The organism is Campylobacter gracilis (assembly GCF_018374135.1).
GTDB classification, from domain to species: domain Bacteria; phylum Campylobacterota; class Campylobacteria; order Campylobacterales; family Campylobacteraceae; genus Campylobacter_B; species Campylobacter_B gracilis_A.
This window is the reverse complement of record NZ_JAHAFS010000023.1, coordinates 1-17400: the sequence shown is the minus strand read 5'-3', so window position 1 is coordinate 17400 and position 17400 is coordinate 1. Positions and strand designations below refer to the sequence as shown.

The window sequence follows — 17400 nt, the reverse complement described above, 5'->3', positions numbered from 1 at the left end:
GCGCACTAAATTTAGCCGCGCTTACATCAGATAAATCACCGGCACTATGGTCGGATATTTTTTGATCTTTCTAAAGATATGCTTTCGCACGGCCTGGCGGATCTTGCCCTCCAGCGCCCAGTGATCGAGCAAAATTTCATCTTTTAAATTTGCCAAAAACTGCTCGATGATGCCCTGCATCTCCTTGGTAAAGTGCGCCGTTTGGTTATCGGCGACGAGCCCGTAGGTGATGACGCGCGTCTGAATGAGCCTCTTTTCGTTTTTGTCGATCTGCGCAATGATGACTGCGACGCCCGCATCGGCTAAATTTTGACGGTGCTTGACGATCTCGTCGGAGATCTGCTTGTTGATCTGGTTGTCGATGAAGACCTTGCCCGTCTTGACCGTCTTAACGCGCTTTAGATATTTTTCGCAAACCTCCATCTGATCGCCGTCGTTCATCAGATAGATATTTTTCTCCTCGATGCCGCACTCCATCGCGGTCTCTTTGTGTTTTACGATGTGGTTGTACTCGCCATGCACGGGTAGGAAAAATTTCGGCTTTATTAGGCGCAGCATGAGCTTTTGCTCTTCGATCGAAGCATGCCCGCTTACGTGTATCTCGCTGAAGTCCTGATACGCGACCTTTGCGCCGCTTTTTAGCAGGTAGTTAAGCACGGTCGAGACGCTGCTTTCGTTGCCAGGGATCGCTTTAGCGCTGATGATTACCTGATCGGTGGATTTGATTTTAATGTATTTGTGCTCGTCCGTCGCCATGCGATACAGCGCGCTCATCGTCTCTCCCTGCGAGCCGGTAGTCACGATCAAAACCTCATTATCGGGGTATTTGGAGACCTGATCGGCATCGACGAAGATTTTTTTGTCTAAATTTACGTAGCCAAGCTCCATCGCGGTAAATAAATTTCGCTCCATGCTTCGTCCGATGACGCAAACCTTGCGGCCGTATTTTACACCGCGCTCTATAGCCTGATAGACGCGGTGGATGTTTGAGCTGAAGGTGCTCATTATCACGCGCCCTTTACAGCTCGAAAATATCGTATCAAAAGTCCTGCCTACCGAGCTTTCGGACTTTGTGATCCCCTCTTTGTGCGAGTTTGTGCTATCGCTCATCAAAAGCATAACGCCGCGATCGCCGTAATACGCAAGGCGGTTCAGATCGGTCGGATAGCCGTCGATCGGCGTGTGATCGATCTTAAAATCGCCCGTATGGATGATCGTACCCGCCTTCGTCGTGATCGCAAGTGCGCTTGCGTCGATAATCGAATGCGTTATGTGGATAAACTCGACCTCAAAATCGCCGATCTGATAGAGCTGGCGCTTCTGCACGGGGCGGAAGTAGCTACGCTCGGCTTTAAGGCCGTGCTCTTCAAATTTATTGCTTATCATCCCCAAAGGAAGCGGCGTAGCGTAGATCGGGAATTGAAATTCTTTGAAAAAATATGGCATCGCGCCGATATGATCCTCGTGCGCGTGCGTGATAATGATGCCCTTGATCTTGTTTTTTATCTTGCGAACATAATCGAAGTCGGGGATTAAAATGTCCACGCCTAGCATGCTCTCCTCTGGAAAACTCATACCCACGTCCACGATGATTGCGCTCGTATTGGTCTCAAAAACGGTCATATTCGCGCCGATCTCGCCCAGTCCGCCAAGCGGCGTGATACGCACCGTCTCATCGCTGCGGTTAGCGTTTTTAAGCGGATGCAAGCGCTCCTCGTGGATCAGCTTATTTTCTGCGATCGCCTCTTCCATCGCCTTTTGCCATGGCTCGTTGCCGGTAAGGCTCTTTGGCATATTTGAGCGCTTTTTATGCTTTTTCTTTTTCTGAGCGTCTGAGGAGCTTGCATCGTCTGCGGCGCTAGAATTTACGCTTTTTGCGTTATTGCCGCCTAGTTTTGCGCGGCCGTCTCGGTTTAAATTTGAACCGCCCGCGCCGTTTTCGTTGCTTTTTGGATATGCACCGCCGAAATGCGCACCACTCGCGCCGTTCGAATTGCCGTTTGACGAACCGCTAGCAGAATTTGATCCGTTGCGAGAGCCGTTTTTTGAACCCTTTGAACGAGCGGAATTTTGCCCGTTTTTCGCGCCTTTGTTTTTGTGAGAGCCGTTTTCATGCTCGCCGCCGAATTCCGCGCCGCCCGCAGAGCTTTCGCTTGCGATAGATTTTTTTAGATTTTCCTTGCGTTTTTTATAGCGATTGCTTTTTTTGAGTCGTTCGACGCCGTTTTCATTTCTGTTTTCTTCCATCTTTTGCCTTTAAATTTTTAAAAATTTCTAAAAAAAGGGTGGAATTTAACTCGTGCGCCCGAACCGCGGGCGGAATTTTCAAATTTAAAAAGATCTCTTCGGCTAAGCCTCTATCAAATTTTGCGCTTAAATTTTTAATAAGCGTCTTTCGCGGCGCGCTGAAAGATACGCGCAAAAAGCTTTTAAATTTCTCGTATTCATCGAGATTTTGGAAGCGGGCGCAACTTTTTACGCTAAGATCATCTGCGTTTATCTCGACACCTGGCTTAAAATTTTTGCCTTTTACGAGCCTGATCACCGATGAGGTCACCTTCGGCGCGGGCTCGAAGCAGCCGGGCTCAACGTCAAACAGAAGCTCGCAGCCGCCCGCAAGATCGGTCAGGATCGAAAGGGCGCTAAAATCGCTTTGCCCTGCTCTAGCGCAGAATTTTAAAGCGACCTCCTTTTGGATCATCACCAAAAATCCACTGCATAGCTCATCGTCAATCGCCTGCAAAATCATCTTTGTAGCGACATAGTAGGGCAAATTTGCGACTAAAAAATATTCGCCGCGTTCAAGACCCCGCTGCTGCCAAATCCGCAAAGCATCGCCCAAAACGAGCTCAAGCTCGCCGCTAGCGATCTGCTGCGCAAATTTAGCGCTTAAAATTTGATATAAATCTTCATCTATCTCGAAACTTTTTAATCTGTAAAATTCCAAAAGCTTACGAGTTAAATCACCTAAGCCAGCCCCGATCTCAACGACATTCTGTACATTCTCGGGAATCGCTTGGATGATCTTACTTAAAACGGCTCCGTCTTTTAAAAAATTTTGCCCGAACTCTTTTTTCGCCCTAATCATCGCGAGAGTCTAGCCAAATTTTACTTATAAAGTCATTATGTTAAGTAAAATTTGGCTAAAATCATAAAAAATTTTATTATGAAGGGCTGCTTTGAATAGATTCGCAAAACGCATAATCCCATGCCTAGATGTCAAAGACGGACGAGTGGTAAAGGGCGTAAATTTCGTAGGTCTCGTGGATGCGGGCGATCCGGTCGAGATAGCCAAACGCTACAACGAGGAGGGCGCGGACGAGCTGTGCTTCCTCGACATCACAGCGTCGCATCTGGGGCGCGATACGATCGTGGATGTCGTAGAGCGGGTCGCGCGTGAGCTCTTTATCCCGCTTACCGTGGGCGGCGGCATACGCACGATTGACGATATCTCGCGCCTACTAAACGTCGGCTGCGATAAAATAAGCCTCAACTCGGCCGCGATCAAAAATCCGAATTTAATAGACAAAGCGGCGAATAAATTCGGCTCGCAGTGCGTCGTGGTAGCGATAGATGCGAAACGAAATTCTAGTGAAATTTCGCGCGGCAATTTATATGGTGCGGCAAGGAATTTGAGCGAGAGTTTGCACGACGGCGCACGGAATTCGGATGCGAATTTACGCAATGAGGCACGGAATTTTGGAGAGATCTCACGCGGCTCGCAGGATGAAATTTTAACTAAAAACGGCGAACCTTGCGGCTATAGTGTGTTTATAAACGGCGGTAGGCTGGATACCGGCAGAGACGCGCTTGCTTGGGCAAAAGAGGCGCAGGAGCGCGGTGCGGGCGAAATTTTACTCACATCGATGGACTGCGACGGCGTTAAAAACGGCTTTGAGCTAAATTTGACGCGGATTTTTAGCGCGCTCGACATCCCCGTCATCGCAAGCGGCGGTGCGGGCAAAATGGAGCACTTCAAAGACGCATTTTTAGCGGGCGCGGATGCATGCCTGGCGGCATCGATTTTTCACTTCAGAGAAATCGAAATCAAGGCGCTAAAAGCATATCTGCAGGAGCAAGGCATCGAAGTGAGACTGTAAATTTAGTCAGGTTTATACCGTGGGGTTGAAACTTAGCCGCCAAAGCGACCAAATAATTAATTTTATTTCAGCCCTTCGTTATCTTGCAAGTTTTTTGACAAGTATTATTTTGCTTAGATAAAATTTCTTCGTTTTAGCTAAATAATAAGCTTTTTTATGATACTCTTCCATCTTCTACCCGCCACCTGCACTACTACCATTATGGAAGGTAAGAGTACAGTTCTCATAGATATTTGCTTAAATTGATTTTAATTTTATCAGATAATTTACCGCGATAAAATTTCAAAATTTAGCCTTAAATTTATAGTCATTTTGCTATGATTAGTGAAAAATAATGAAAGCGTGAATGCGTAAATGATAATCTCTGCCGGACGAAATGAAATTTTTGATTTTGCCCTGCCTATGGGCGTGGGGCTAGTGGATGTGAGTATAAATTTAACTAAATTTTTATGCGAAAATAGGCAAAACTTGCCGAGTGAAATCATTTTCGTGGGTTCTGCGGGGCTATATAAAGAAGGTAAAATTCTAAAAATTTATGAAAGCAGATCGGCTGTAAACTGCGAGATATCAGCGCTTTATGAGCTTTCATACTCTCCGATTAGCTATGAAATTATAGCTAGGAATTCTGCCGATGTTTCATATGAAACAATAACCAATAGCTCAAATTTTATCACGACCGATAAAAAATTCGCGCTAAAATTCTTTGAACGAGGTTATTTTTTAGAAAATATGGAATTTTTTGCGGTTCTCAAAGTAGCACAAAAATTTGAAATTCCCGCTTACGGAATTTTTTGTGCGACGAATTTCTGCGATTCAAATGCTCACACGGATTTTTTAAAAAATCACGCCGCTGCAAAAGAAAATTTAACTAAATATCTAAAAACTAAGGCATTAATTTGAAAAATATCTTTGATTTTACGATGAAAGAGCTTGAAAATTTCGTCGAACCAAAATTTAGAGCCAAGCAAATTTACGAATGGATTTACAAAAAGAATGTGGATGACTTCACACAAATGCTAAATCTACCAAAAGAGATCCGTCAAAGCTTAGCTCAAAATTTTTATTTAGATCCGCTTGAATGCGTCAGATCCGAAACAAGTAGCGATGGCAGTATCAAATATCTTTTCTCTCTCAAAGACGGCAAGACGATAGAAAGTGTCCTGCTACCGATGAAGGATGAGCTGCGAGATGAAAACGAAAAAATTATAAGACACGCGCGCTACTCAGTCTGCGTAAGTTCGCAAGTGGGTTGCAAAATTGGCTGCACCTTTTGCCTGACAGCAAAAGGTGGCTTCGTACGAAATTTAACTCCAGGCGAGATCGTGGCTCAAATTTGGCTCATCAAAAAAATGAACGCGATCCCGTACGAGCGCCGCGTCAATGTCGTATATATGGGGATGGGCGAACCGCTTAATAACCTAGACAACGTTGCCAAAGCCGTGCAAATTTTAAAAGAAAACGACGGACTCGCCATAGCGCCGCGTCGCCAAACGATAAGCACTAGCGGACTTTCTACGCGGATAAAAAAGCTTGGCGAAATGGATCTTGGCGTGCTACTTGCAATCTCGCTGCATGCAGTGGATGACGAACTGCGTGAAAAACTAATGCCGATAAATCGCGCCTACAATATCGCATCGATCATGCAGGCGGTGCGTGAGTTCCCAATCGATCTGCGAAAGCGCGTGATGTTTGAATACCTAATGATCGATGGCGTAAACGATCGCCCAAGCGATGCCAAAACGCTAGTGAAGCTTCTGCACGGCATCCGCGCAAAAGTAAATCTGATCTATTTTAATCCGCACGAAGGCTCGAGCTTTGGCAGGCCAAGCCCTGAAAATATGGTGAAATTCCAAGACTATCTCTGCGCGCACGGTATTACCTGTACGATCCGCCAGAGCAAGGGGCTAGATATCAGTGCAGCGTGTGGACAGCTCAAGCAAAGAAACGAGTAAGGTAAAATTCCGGCTCAAAGTGGTATCTGTACCGATAAAATTTCGAACAAGTAGAGGAAAAATTCGAGGATTATTTCCAGATCACAAAGCAAATCGGCAAAAAATTTATAAAGGAGTAGGAATAAACGCGCAAAAAATAATGGATGAGATCGGCGTTTTCTTAGACAGATCGCTGCTTAAAAAATCCAAGATCACAAAGGCGGAAATTATCCGCTTTATCGAGGCAAAATGGGCGGAGGCGGACGATGAGAAATACCGCATCTACGCCTCATACATCTACGCGGCGCGCATGGTAAATGAGTACAAATGGGCGGGCGACGCCCCAAATATGCTGCGCTGGCTAGGCGAGATGGACAAGCACGCCAGAAGCAATGAAAATCCGCCCTACGTGAGCGATTATTACAAGGGCGAGTGCTGCTTGGAGTGCGGCACAGAGCAAGAGGCGCTTAAATTTTTGCGCAAAAGCTACGAAGCGAATGAAGAGTATCTTTTCACCCGCAACCCAAAGGTCGCCGAGTTTTTTAATGCACGTCTTGCGGAGCCTAAAATTTTACCTAAATATGAAGATGAGGAATACGAGGACTTTGGTTTCCCGCTGCGGCTGGAGTATTTCGGTAAAGCTTTAGAGCAAGAGGGCGAGTTTCGCTGCACCTTTTTAGATGAAGACGGCGAGAAGACGGACGAGCCAAACCAGGCGCAATCGGACGCACTAAAGTTTCTAAAGCAAAATCAGGAAGAAATTTTAACGGGTATCTTGGCTGAAATTTTAAAAAACTACCCAAAATGGCAGGAGATCTACGACTATCCGAGCGAGACGAAAAGCGATTTCATGCCCGATATCTACACGCTGCAGGAGCTTAGCGAACTATTGGAACTGCAAAATATCTATATCCTAGGCGGCGCGAAAATCGGCTTTGAGTTTAGCTGCTCGTGGGATATAGAGCACGGCTTGGGCGTTATGACGCGCGAAGGCAAGGTCATAAATATCGGCGAAGCAGAAGTAGCGTTTATAGCTATTTGAATAAAATAAACCAAATTTTAAAGCATAAAACAAATTTTTATAGTTACTTTTAGGCTACATTTTACGCATTTTTTTATCACTTTTACCATATGCAAATACAAGAAGCCGAAATAATAAAAATTAGATGTCATAGCTCAATCTCACGCAAATTTTATCGATCGAATTTCATACTAATCTATAATTATGATTGCACAAATAAATAGATATAGAATTTTATCAATACAACGAGGAATATAGCATTCTCTTTGCTGTTTATAAAGTTTCGCGCTTACAATATATATGTCGCCATTCAACTTCTATATTACATACCAAACCAAAACAAATAACTAAAACAATCCACAGTTCTTACCTCTCCCTCTGTCTTTCAAGTTTTTATACTATAGATACTAAAGAATAATTATAGCCCAAAGCCCATACCTCTGCTTGGTGGTGTTATCTCTATTGTACGCTCTTGTTTTTTACTATTCTCCAGATGAAGCACCCTCTTGCAATATTCCCCAAAAGAAGCAACTACCGTTTTGCTCCCCATGCTTGCTATTAATGCCGAGCTTTCTAAATTGACAGAGCTTCCCACTCCGTCCTTTTGCTTAAATAGAAAATTAGCGTATTCGTCAAATTCTCTTTTAAATATTCCATGTTCTTGATCGTATTTTTTAAAAGAATCAACATCGGATTTAAAATCTTTTATACTACCACCTAACTTATCTTGAAGCATCCAATATTTATGCGCTCTGAGCTCAAATTTACCGTAATCTTCGCTACCGAAAATAAATATATAAAATCCACCGTCTAGCCAAGCTGAATTATGTGCTTTTATAGCTGTAACGCTTTTCCCAATATAGCCATCGCAAAATAAAATCATCTTAAAATTTTCAAATAACTATAGATGAGAAATTAATAAATTAATGCCGTTGTAAGCACAAAATTTTATAAAAACCAGCAAAAGCAAAATCTTCGTCATAAAAATAATCATCGCCGCTTCAAAATTTTATTGAGTTGCTTAAATTTTACCTATTTTCGCGAGATTATAAAACTCTCTTGCGGCATCGAATTTGCTTTTTATCTCGTATCGTTCGCCGCTCAGTTCAAAGCAAATCGCATTCGCGTGCAGCAACAATCTCGGCGCTCCCGTCGTTCTGATCCGCTCCGTCTCATCCATCTTTTTATCCAATATCCGCTCCGCTTGCTCTCGCGAAAGCCCATACAGCGGCTCTCCCAATATCGACGCACCCGCGGCAAATAGATGCAGCCTGATCTGATGCTGCCTACCCGTCAGCGGATAGCACTCAATCAGGCTAGCGTCCATGTCCTCAAAATATCGTAGCGGGCGTATCAGCGTGATTGCCTCCTTGCCATCGCGCGATATTTTCATACGAATTTTAAGATCGGCAAACTCGTCGCTAGGAGCAATCGGGGCATCAATCACAAATCCCTCAAAATCCTTTAAAAATTTCAGTTTCTCGCTAAATTTTGCGTATTTTGTAGGCTCAAATTTTTTAAAATTTACGTAGCCCGTAGAAGTAGCCGGCATAGATTTAGTCGCAGACAAGGTGCAAGGTTTATGTCCGTTATCCGCGCTACTCATCGCGATAGCAGGTTTAAGCTTATCACTCACGCCGCAGGATAAGGCATCAAATTCAGATCCGCTGCCAACATCGCCAGTAGGAGCGCCAGATTTAAATTTAGCTTGCGCGCCGCCATATAGAGTGCTGCACCATAATCCCCTACTCGCACCATTAGACAAGATATTAAATCCAAATTTATCGCCTGCCCCTTTTAAAGCTCGCATATCGCGCAGATCTGATACGCTACTTGGTAAACTCACAGCATCGCCCGCAAATTTTGATCCGCAAATTTCATCAAAGCCTAGCGCATAGCAATCCTCTATCTCGCCATTGCAAGCGGCACCTTGCAAATCACCTCGCAAGCCCTCTCTCAAATCCCCTCGCACGAGCACTAGATAGCTTTTCATCACCCTACGCTGTTCGAAGCACTCTTTAAGCTCGCGCGCCGCGTCTTTATCCTTAGCGACGATAAGAATTCCACTGGTTTCTAAATCAAGCCTGTGCGCCACGCACGCGTCCTGCCCGTATAGCGACCAGATCTCGTCATACATATTATAAGGCGAGTTACGCCCGCTCGGATGGCTTAAAATTCCACTCGGCTTGTCAAATGCCGCAAACGCATCGCACTCAAAGATCGGCTTCAGTCCGCGCGGCTCGCATTTGTAATCGATCAAAAAAATTTCTCCGTGCGCGACGGAGTTTTTATGCAAATTCTGATCCTCTGCATCGGTTACGCGATGCTTGTCACAGATGCGCTGCGCGGATTTCATATCGTATCCGAGGCTAAGCAGAATTTCGTAAATTTTGCGCTCCTCAAAGCTTCCCAGGCTTCTTTTCTCATAACCCATATTAAACTTTCAGCCCCATTTTTATATAATTTTTGCCATCATTATACAAGAAATTCTAACCGAAAGGCTACTAAAATGGTCGAAAGATACGCAAGAAAAGAGATGTCTGAAAAATGGAGCTTACAAGCCAAATACGACGCGTGGCTAAAAGTCGAGCTCGCAGCAGTTAAGGCGTGGAATAAACTAGGTCTAATAAGCGACTGCGATAAAGATAAAATTCTACAAAACGCAAGCTTTAGGATCGAGCGGATAGATGAGATCGAAAAGACCACCAAGCACGACGTGATTGCATTTCTAACGAGCGTGAGTGAGAGCCTTGGGCAGGAGAGCCGCTTCGTACATTACGGCATGACTAGTAGTGACTGCATCGATACCGCCGTCGCGCTACAAATTAAAGAAAGCATGGAGCTCATCATTGAGGATGTGCAAAATTTAAAAGCCGCGATAAAATCTCAAGCCATGAAGCATAAAATGACGCTGATGGTCGGGCGCAGCCACGGTATCCACGGCGAGCCGATCACTTTCGGACTCGTGCTTGCGGTCTGGTATGATGAGATAAATCGCGCGCTAGAGCTTTTACAACATGCAAAAAGCATCATCAGCTACGGCAAAATAAGCGGTGCGATGGGGAATTTCGCCCACGCTCCACTAGAGCTGGAAGAGCTGGTGTGCGAATATCTGGGGCTAAAGCCCGCTCCCGCGTCCAATCAAGTCATCCAGCGCGATCGCTACGCGCAGGTAATGAGCGCACTTGCGATCCTGGCTTCCAGCTGCGAAAAGATCGCTATCGCAATCCGCCACTATCAACGCACCGAGGTTTATGAGGCAGAGGAATTTTTTAGCCCAGGTCAAAAGGGCAGCTCTGCGATGCCGCACAAACGAAATCCTGTGCTTAGCGAAAACGTAACGGGACTATGTCGTATGATCCGTAGCTTCGCAATACCCGCGATGGAGGATGTAGCGCTATGGCACGAACGCGACATCAGCCATAGCTCGGTCGAGCGATTTATCCTCCCTGATGGCTTTATAACCGCCGATTTTATGCTAAATCGCTTGACAAGCTTGATCGAAAAACTGCTCGTATATCCCGAAAATATGATGAGAAATCTAAATTTAACCGGTGGGCTCGTATTTTCGCAGCGTGTGCTACTAGAGCTGCCTAAACGAGGAGTTAGCAGAGAGGATGCCTATAAAATCGTGCAGCGTAATGCGATGAAGGTCTGGGCGGATCTGCAAGAGGGCAAAAAAGCTATAGATGAGCAAGGGCATAGCTTGTTTTTACAAAATCTGCTCGCAGATACAAAGCTACGAGAAAAACTAAGCGAAAGCGAGATCAAAGAGTGCTTCGACTACGGATATTACACTAAAAATGTGGATGCGATTTTTAAAAGGGTGTTTGAAGAGTAATGTTGGCAAATCAAATTTTAAATCAAACTCAGCTATTTTATGATAGCGAAATTTTAAGCTTAAGCCCGAAAAAAGATTTGTTTTTAAATTCACTCAAAGGCGAAAAGCTAAAATATAAACGCTATACGAAATCGCCACTACGCTATCCCGGCGGTAAATCTTTAGCGGTCGGTCTGATAATAGAATATTTTCCGGATAACTTAAAACGGCTTATTTCACCTTTTATCGGCGGCGGAAGCGTAGAAATAGCCGCCGCCGTAGAGCTTGGAATAGAAGTAAAAGCATACGATATTTTTGATATTTTAGTAAATTTTTGGCAAGTTGCGATAAAAGATAAAAATTCGCTTTGTAATGAGCTTTTAAAATTAAAGCCGACGAAACAAATTTACAAGACCATAAAAGACGAGCTAAAATCGCACTGGACTAAAGAAGTTGCGCTCGATAGTTTAATGTTGGCGCGAGATTACTATTTTAATTTCAATCTAAGCTATGGACCCGGATTTTTGGGCTGGATGAGTTCAATTTATGAGGATGAAGCTAAATATTTAAAAGGCGTCGAAAAGATTTCAAGTCTAAATTTAGAAAATTTAAGCGTTGAATGCGCTAGCTTCGAAAAGGCTTTTAAGCTATACCCGAGCGACTTTTTTTACCTTGATCCGCCGTATTTTTTAAGCGGCGATTCAAAAATGTTCCGCGGAATTTATCCGCAACGAAATTTCCCGATACACCATAACGGCTTTAATCATGAACTTCTAGCCAAGCTCTTAAAAGCCCATAAGGGTAAATTTATACTAAGCTACAATGACTGCGGATGGGTTAGAGATACCTATAAAGAATTTAAAATTTTGGAGCCGAAATGGCAATATACGATGGGGCAAGGCGAAACGCGTATCGGTAAAAACCGTATAGAACGCGGCGACGACAATAATATAAAACAATCTCACGAACTTTTGATAATCAAGGATTAAAATGGCAAAACGAGCAATGAGTAGCGAGCACGCTTCGCGCGTTAAATTGAGCGGGCATCAAAAAGAAAAAATCTTTGCAAATTTAATTGGACTGGATGACGAATATAAGCACGATAGGCAAGCCAAAAAAGATGTCATAGATTTTAACGGCGATGGGCATAGCGTAAAAAGTGGTACTTGGTGGCAGATATTTTTATATTCTATTAAAAGAATTAAAGACGATTACGGATTTTTAGCGATGAATGGAATGGGGCAGCTTATTTTAGATTGTCTTGAAATCTTCCCACAAAATCGCGCAGATTACGAATGCGAAAAGCAAAAATATAAAGACGCGCTAAAAATTCCGATGATTGCGCTTTGTGAAAAACTAAAAGACAAAAATAGATTGAAAGCATTTTTAAGCAAAGCGATATTTAACGGCGGTGAAGTGCAATTTTTAAGCGTTTTTCCAAACGACGACAGTGGCAATATTTACGTTTTTTATTATCAAGATGTCATTGATGTTCTAGCTCAAAATTTAAATGTAGAGAATTCTCGCGCTAGAATGGCAAATCAAACGGATGCGCAAAAAGTTATTTTTAAGCACGATGTCAGCGTCGGCGAAATAGAAGTCAGAAACGATAGCGACATACACTATAAAGAGATAAAATTTAGATTAAATTCCAAGAAAATCCTAGATATTTTAAAAAACGATATAAAAGATCGCGATAAGCCCAAGCTCATCAATAATGTAGAAAACACGAGAATTTATCGCTACGGCAAGGCGATTAAGAAATTTAACTAATTCGGATAGATAGATTTTATACCAAGTGCGATTATGAGATGTTTTAACATTATATCGCTCTGCTTAGAATAATTTTAAAATTTAATCAATCCCAAAAGGCGCAAAGCAGCAAATAGTACTTCCACAAAAATTTATCGGGGCTTTGAAATTCGACCAAACTAAGAATTATTTGGAATTTAAAATGGATGGAGCGGGAGTTCGTTCGCTCCATCCTGCGCTAGCACGTTAGAATTTTTAGAATTTAAAGTTATATCCTAGATATAGCCCGTGGTTGGTTTCATATACTTTATCTAAGTCTTCATCTAGTTTGCTAGCCTTGTATCTCGTATAGTCCGCCTTGTAGCCAAACTCGATCTCGTTATGCTCATCAAAGCTATATAGCCCGCCCAGTCTTGCGCCAATGACCCAACCCGGTGCGGTCTTAGATGCGGAGCCACTAGTGCCGTCAAAGTCGTTATAAGAATCTTTGTATTTCAAAAACGAAACCCCCGTATATGCGCCCGCTACAAGTTTAAAGCTATTCGTAATCTCAGGCGTAAAATCTCCGCCTACTAGCAAGCTATGCTTATTCCAAGAGTGTTTAAAATCTCCATCCTCATCACTACCATTTTTTGTAACCTTAAAGTCATACATATACTCTCCGTATGCTCTAGCTATACCAAAATCATAGCCAGCTTTAAAACCTATCGCAGCTTGCCCCTTATGATCTTTAACGGTGCCAGAGTCTCCATCCTCCGACCATTTGGCTGTAAGACTAGATTTGAACGAGTAATCCCCCTCGATGCCTAAAAGTAAACCCTCGCTAGAGCCTACGCTAACGCAAGCCGCAGCGGCAAATGCCGCGATTAAAATTTTGTTTTTCATATTTTCTCCTTACAATTTACGATTTCAAGGCTTCTCGCCACAGCCGCTCTTACCGTTTTATAACTTACGATCTTTAAGCCTCCTCCACCGGATTCGCTTACGAATCCGTTTAAAATTTATTGATTATAATAGCCCCCCCCCCACTTAAATTTCGATAAATTTTTGAGGTAAGACGCAGAATTTTATCTCACTCGCCTTGGATAAAATTTTATCTCGCTTGCTAAGGACAGAATTCTATCTCGATTGCCAGCACGGAATTCGACGAAATTCTACGCCACCTCCCTTGGGCAGCTAGCAAATTTAAATGCCAGAGCCATTAAAAAATAATCTGTGATAAAATTTAAAGCGCTTATTTAGTTGCTCGTTTTTATCTACAATTCAAAATTTACACAAGAGATAAGTGCCGTGTTACCGATAGTAACTGCACTTTTAAAAATTTAAGACGATTTGATTTGGAATTTATAAAATTCCCGCCTCATTTTTGTATCATAAGCCAAATCCAAAAAAGGAGTATCTATGGAAGAAAACAAAGTGGAATTACGCAACTCCCGCTTACAAGGGCCGCTAGACTCAGACGTAGACGAGCTGGGTTTAGACAGGCTCACCGACACCGTGCCGTTTCCTAAGCGCGGCGTCATCATTATGGCGATTGCCGCTGCAGTGGGCTTTGCGCTATATGCCGCACTACCGTTTGAGCCCAATGTCAAAAAAGGCCTTGCGCTACTTGCTTTCATTGCGATTATGTGGCTTACAGAGGCCGTGCATATCACGGTAACCGCGCTTATGGTGCCGGTGCTTGCGGTAGCTATCGGGCTTGGTAAATTCGCTAAAGATGGCACTTTCACGGCTGCCACCATCAAAAGCACGCTTGCAAATTTTGCAAACCCTACGATCTTTACCTTTTTCGGCGGCTTCGCGCTGGCAACGGCTCTGCATATGCAAAAGCTCGATAAAAAAATCGCGATGTGGCTAATCGCCCGCGCAGGCGGTCGCTTGGGTGTAGCTGCGATTTTAATCTGCCTTGCTACGGCGATCCTTTCGATGTGGGTTTCAAATACCGCAACTGCTGCTATGATGCTTCCGATCGCGCTTGGAATTTGCGCCAACATGGACGAGAGCAAAGATCGCGGCACGCTCGTGTTTTTGCTTTTAGGCATCGCGTATTCTGCAAGCATCGGGGGTCTGGGCACGCTCGTGGGATCTCCGCCAAATTTAATCGTGGCTCAAGCCTTGCACTACAGCTTCGCAGACTGGATGAAGGTAGGTTTGCCGCTAATGTGCGTGATGCTGCCGATAATGCTTGCGGTGCTTTATATAATTTTCAAGCCGAATTTAAGTCATAAAATAGAGATGGATTTGGAGCATATCCCTTGGACGCGCGAGCGCATTATTACGATCATCGTATTTGCTCTAACAGCGCTTGGTTGGATATTTTCGAAACAAATTTCAGCCCTTGTGGGCTTTAAAGTAGACGATGCTTACGTCGCTATCTGCTCGGCAGTCGTAATCGTCATACTAGGGCTTGCCAAATGGCACGATATCGCAGAAAATACCGAGTGGGGCGTGTTGCTGCTTTTTGGCGGCGGACTTACGCTAAGTGCGGTTTTAGGCGATTCCGGAGCCTCTAAGGTGCTTGGCGATCTAGTCGCGCACACTTTCGGTGGAGCGCCTACTTACATCGTACTTTTAGTAACAGCGGTTTTCATCATCTGCCTTACGGAATTTACAAGCAATACCGCCTCCGCTGCGCTTTTGGTGCCTGTATTTGCGGGAGTAGCGGCGCAAATGGGGCTACCAAAAGAAACTCTTACTATAGTAATCGGTGTGGGCGCAAGCTGCGCTTTCATAATGCCGGTAGCGACGCCGCCGAATGCTTTGGTTTTCGGCACGGGACGCATTCGCCAGGTGGAAATGGTACGAAGTGGCGGAATTCTAGCGATATTCTCCGCGTTTTTGGTTTCGGGATATGCGTATATTTTTTACTCGTAAAATTCCGTCAAAATTTTATAGTCCGGGTATCTGCTCGGACTAAATATATTTATAAGATATATTTTTAAACTCCTAAATTTTCGGAATTTTTATAAAAAAATTCTAATTTAATACTATTTTAATCAGTTATCTGTATAATATGCATATTTTACGGAAAGAAGAATTTATGGATTTTGATTTTATAGCTAAATTTAGCCCGATGTTCGTAAAGGCGGGAATTTTAACGCTGAAGCTCGCATTTTACGAGATTTTACTATCCATCATCATCGGTTTTATCTGCACGCTGATAAAATATAAAAGATTGCCTCTGTTAAGCCCGCTCGTGAGCACATATATCGAGCTGTCGCGCAATACTCCGCTTTTAATTCAGCTATTTTTTCTATACTACGGCTTGCCGAAGCTGGGCGTTCAAATTTCGGGCTTTACCTGCGCGATCGTGGGGCTTGCGTTTTTGGGCGGAAGCTATATGAGCGAGAGCTTTAGGCTCGGTTTCGAGGCGATAAAAAAATCCCAGATCGAAAGCGCGATGAGCCTAGGTCTTAGCGAGGCGCAGATAGTATTTTACGTCGTGCTGCCGCGCGCTTTTGCGATCGCCCTACCCTCCATCAGCGCAAACGTAATCTTTCTGCTTAAAGAAACTTCGATCGTTAGCATCGTAGCACTCGCCGATCTCGTTTATGCCGCAAAGGACATCATCGGACTGTATTACAAGACGAACGAGGCGCTATTTATGCTAAGCGTATCGTATCTGATCATAATCCTGCCGCTTTCGCTGGCGCTTACGCTGCTTGAAAAGCGCCTTGCGTATATGAGAGGCTAGCGATGGAGATCTTAAACGGCGAAAATTTAATCAGGCTTCTTGGCGGGCTCGGAGTCACGCTGCAAATCACGCTCATCTCGATCGCGGTTTCGCTCGTACTAGGCTTGGTGCTTGGAATTTTAATGGCCTCTGGGCGCAGAGCCTTATACATCCCGCTTAAAATTTGCCTGGAGATCGTGCGCATAATGCCGCCTATCGTTTGGCTATTTATCGTATATTTCGGCGCGAGCAAGGCATTTGGCATCCACATCTCAAATATCGCGGCTTCGATAATCGTCTTTAGCGTCTGGGGCGTTTTTGAGATGATGGATCTGGTGCGCGGCGCCGTGCTTAGCATCCCCAAGCATCAGTTCGAAAGCGCCGAAGCGCTCGCATTTAGCAAATTTCAAATTTATCTCTACATCATCCTGCCGCTTGCAATGAGGCGCCTAGTGCCCGCAACGATAAATTTATTCAGCAGGATGATAAAAACAACCTCGATCGCCGTACTAATCGGCGTCATCGAGCTCGTCAAGGTTGGACAGCAGATCATCGAAGTAAACGTCTTCCGCGACAATTACGCGCCGCTAATCATCTACGGAGCGATATTTTTCGTATATTTTTTGATCTGCTATCCAATCTCGGCGCTTTCGAAAAAACTAGAAAACAGGTGGAACTGATGGGAATTTTGGAACTTCATAAAATCAATAAATTTTACGGCGAGCTACACGCGCTAAAAGATATAAGCTTCGACGTGAGCGAAGGCGAAGTCGTAGTCATACTGGGCCCTAGCGGCTGCGGCAAAAGCACCCTACTTCGCACGATCAATGGGCTAGAGCCGGTACAAAGCGGAAATTTTATAATCGAGGGCGAACGTATCGATCAAAATTTTAAAGAGTGGCGTAGGATCAGACAAAAGATCGGTATGGTCTTTCAAAGCTATGAGCTCTTCGATCATCTAAGCGTGCTGCACAATATAATCCTAGGCCCGATGAAGGTACAAAACGTTCCGAAAGAGGAAGCGATAGCTCTAGCACGCGAATGGCTAAAGATCGTAGGTCTTGCGGATAAGGAAAATTCCTATCCCAAAGAGCTTAGCGGCG

General features: G+C 44.1%; 16 protein-coding genes. 11 read left to right on the top strand and 5 right to left on the bottom strand.

The features are described 5' to 3' along the window. Positions 1-21: 21 nt before the first annotated feature. Complete coding sequence (locus KH703_RS09375) at positions 22-2247, bottom strand: ribonuclease J (RefSeq protein ID WP_304295601.1); 2226 nt, start codon at positions 2245-2247, stop codon at positions 22-24. After that, entirely contained in the window at positions 2228-3088 is an 861-nt protein-coding gene (rsmA, locus tag KH703_RS09370) for a 16S rRNA (adenine(1518)-N(6)/adenine(1519)-N(6))-dimethyltransferase RsmA (protein WP_304295600.1), read from the bottom strand. The genes KH703_RS09375 and rsmA overlap by 20 nt, the downstream gene beginning before the upstream one ends. 91 nt (positions 3089-3179) lie before the next feature. Here rsmA and hisF point away from each other — a divergent pair, with 91 nt between their 5' ends. The 4 genes from hisF to KH703_RS09350 all read left to right on the top strand — a co-directional run bounded on the left by hisF (position 3180) and on the right by KH703_RS09350 (position 7073). Further along, positions 3180-4100, top strand: a complete 921-nt coding sequence (hisF, locus tag KH703_RS09365; RefSeq protein ID WP_304295599.1) for an imidazole glycerol phosphate synthase subunit HisF — start codon at positions 3180-3182, stop codon at positions 4098-4100. A 354-nt stretch (positions 4101-4454) separates the two neighbouring features. After that, on the top strand, positions 4455-5000 hold the full coding sequence (locus KH703_RS09360) for a purine-nucleoside phosphorylase (RefSeq protein ID WP_304295597.1): 546 nt from the start codon (positions 4455-4457) through the stop codon (positions 4998-5000). Next, positions 4997-6052, top strand: coding sequence for a 23S rRNA (adenine(2503)-C(2))-methyltransferase RlmN (gene rlmN / locus KH703_RS09355; protein ID WP_304295596.1), 1056 nt, complete (start codon positions 4997-4999; stop codon positions 6050-6052). Before KH703_RS09360 ends, rlmN begins: the two co-directional genes overlap by 4 nt. Before the next feature lie 139 nt (positions 6053-6191). Further along, the gene (locus KH703_RS09350; protein WP_304295594.1) at positions 6192-7073 is read left to right on the top strand and encodes a hypothetical protein; all 882 of its coding nucleotides are present in this window, start codon (positions 6192-6194) and stop codon (positions 7071-7073) included. A gap of 397 nt (positions 7074-7470) precedes the next feature. Here KH703_RS09350 and KH703_RS09345 read toward each other — a convergent pair whose 3' ends face one another. Together KH703_RS09345 and KH703_RS09340 are read right to left on the bottom strand one after the other, a co-directional pair. Continuing rightward, positions 7471-7935 carry a hypothetical protein gene (locus KH703_RS09345; protein ID WP_304295592.1) on the bottom strand — a complete coding sequence of 155 codons (465 nt, stop codon included), beginning with the start codon at positions 7933-7935 and terminating at the stop codon, positions 7471-7473. A gap of 138 nt (positions 7936-8073) precedes the next feature. Next, a complete protein-coding gene (locus tag KH703_RS09340) occupies positions 8074-9486 on the bottom strand; it encodes a pseudouridine synthase (protein WP_304295591.1) in 1413 nt (470 codons plus the stop codon). 75 nt (positions 9487-9561) lie between these two features. Here KH703_RS09340 and purB point away from each other — a divergent pair, with 75 nt between their 5' ends. The 3 genes from purB to KH703_RS09325 are packed head-to-tail and all read left to right on the top strand — an operon-like array spanning position 9562 to position 12645. Further along, positions 9562-10893, top strand: coding sequence for an adenylosuccinate lyase (gene purB, locus KH703_RS09335; protein WP_304295590.1), 1332 nt, complete (start codon positions 9562-9564; stop codon positions 10891-10893). A 50-nt stretch (positions 10894-10943) separates the two neighbouring features. After that, positions 10944-11861, top strand: a complete 918-nt coding sequence (locus tag KH703_RS09330; protein ID WP_304295603.1) for a DNA adenine methylase — start codon at positions 10944-10946, stop codon at positions 11859-11861. 1 nt (position 11862) lies between these two features. Beyond that, entirely contained in the window at positions 11863-12645 is a 783-nt protein-coding gene (locus KH703_RS09325; protein ID WP_304295589.1) for a hypothetical protein, read from the top strand. A 234-nt stretch (positions 12646-12879) separates the two neighbouring features. Here the strand turns inward: KH703_RS09325 and KH703_RS09320 are convergent, their stop codons facing one another. Beyond that, positions 12880-13509, bottom strand: a complete 630-nt coding sequence (locus KH703_RS09320; RefSeq protein WP_304295588.1) for an outer membrane protein — start codon at positions 13507-13509, stop codon at positions 12880-12882. Between the two features lie 642 nt (positions 13510-14151). Here KH703_RS09320 and KH703_RS09315 point away from each other — a divergent pair. The 4 genes from KH703_RS09315 to KH703_RS09300 form a co-directional block, all read left to right on the top strand. Next, complete coding sequence (locus KH703_RS09315) at positions 14152-15498, top strand: DASS family sodium-coupled anion symporter (RefSeq protein ID WP_304295602.1); 1347 nt, start codon at positions 14152-14154, stop codon at positions 15496-15498. Between the two features lie 166 nt (positions 15499-15664). Then, positions 15665-16318: an amino acid ABC transporter permease gene (locus KH703_RS09310; protein ID WP_304295587.1), complete on the top strand. Its 654-nt coding sequence runs from the start codon at positions 15665-15667 to the stop codon at positions 16316-16318. 2 nt (positions 16319-16320) lie between these two features. After that, positions 16321-16977, top strand: a complete 657-nt coding sequence (locus KH703_RS09305) for an amino acid ABC transporter permease (protein WP_304295586.1) — start codon at positions 16321-16323, stop codon at positions 16975-16977. Further along, positions 16977-17400, top strand: a 424-nt coding sequence (locus KH703_RS09300; protein WP_304295585.1) for an amino acid ABC transporter ATP-binding protein, incomplete at its 3' end; no start/stop codon positions are given. The genes KH703_RS09305 and KH703_RS09300, both read left to right, overlap by 1 nt.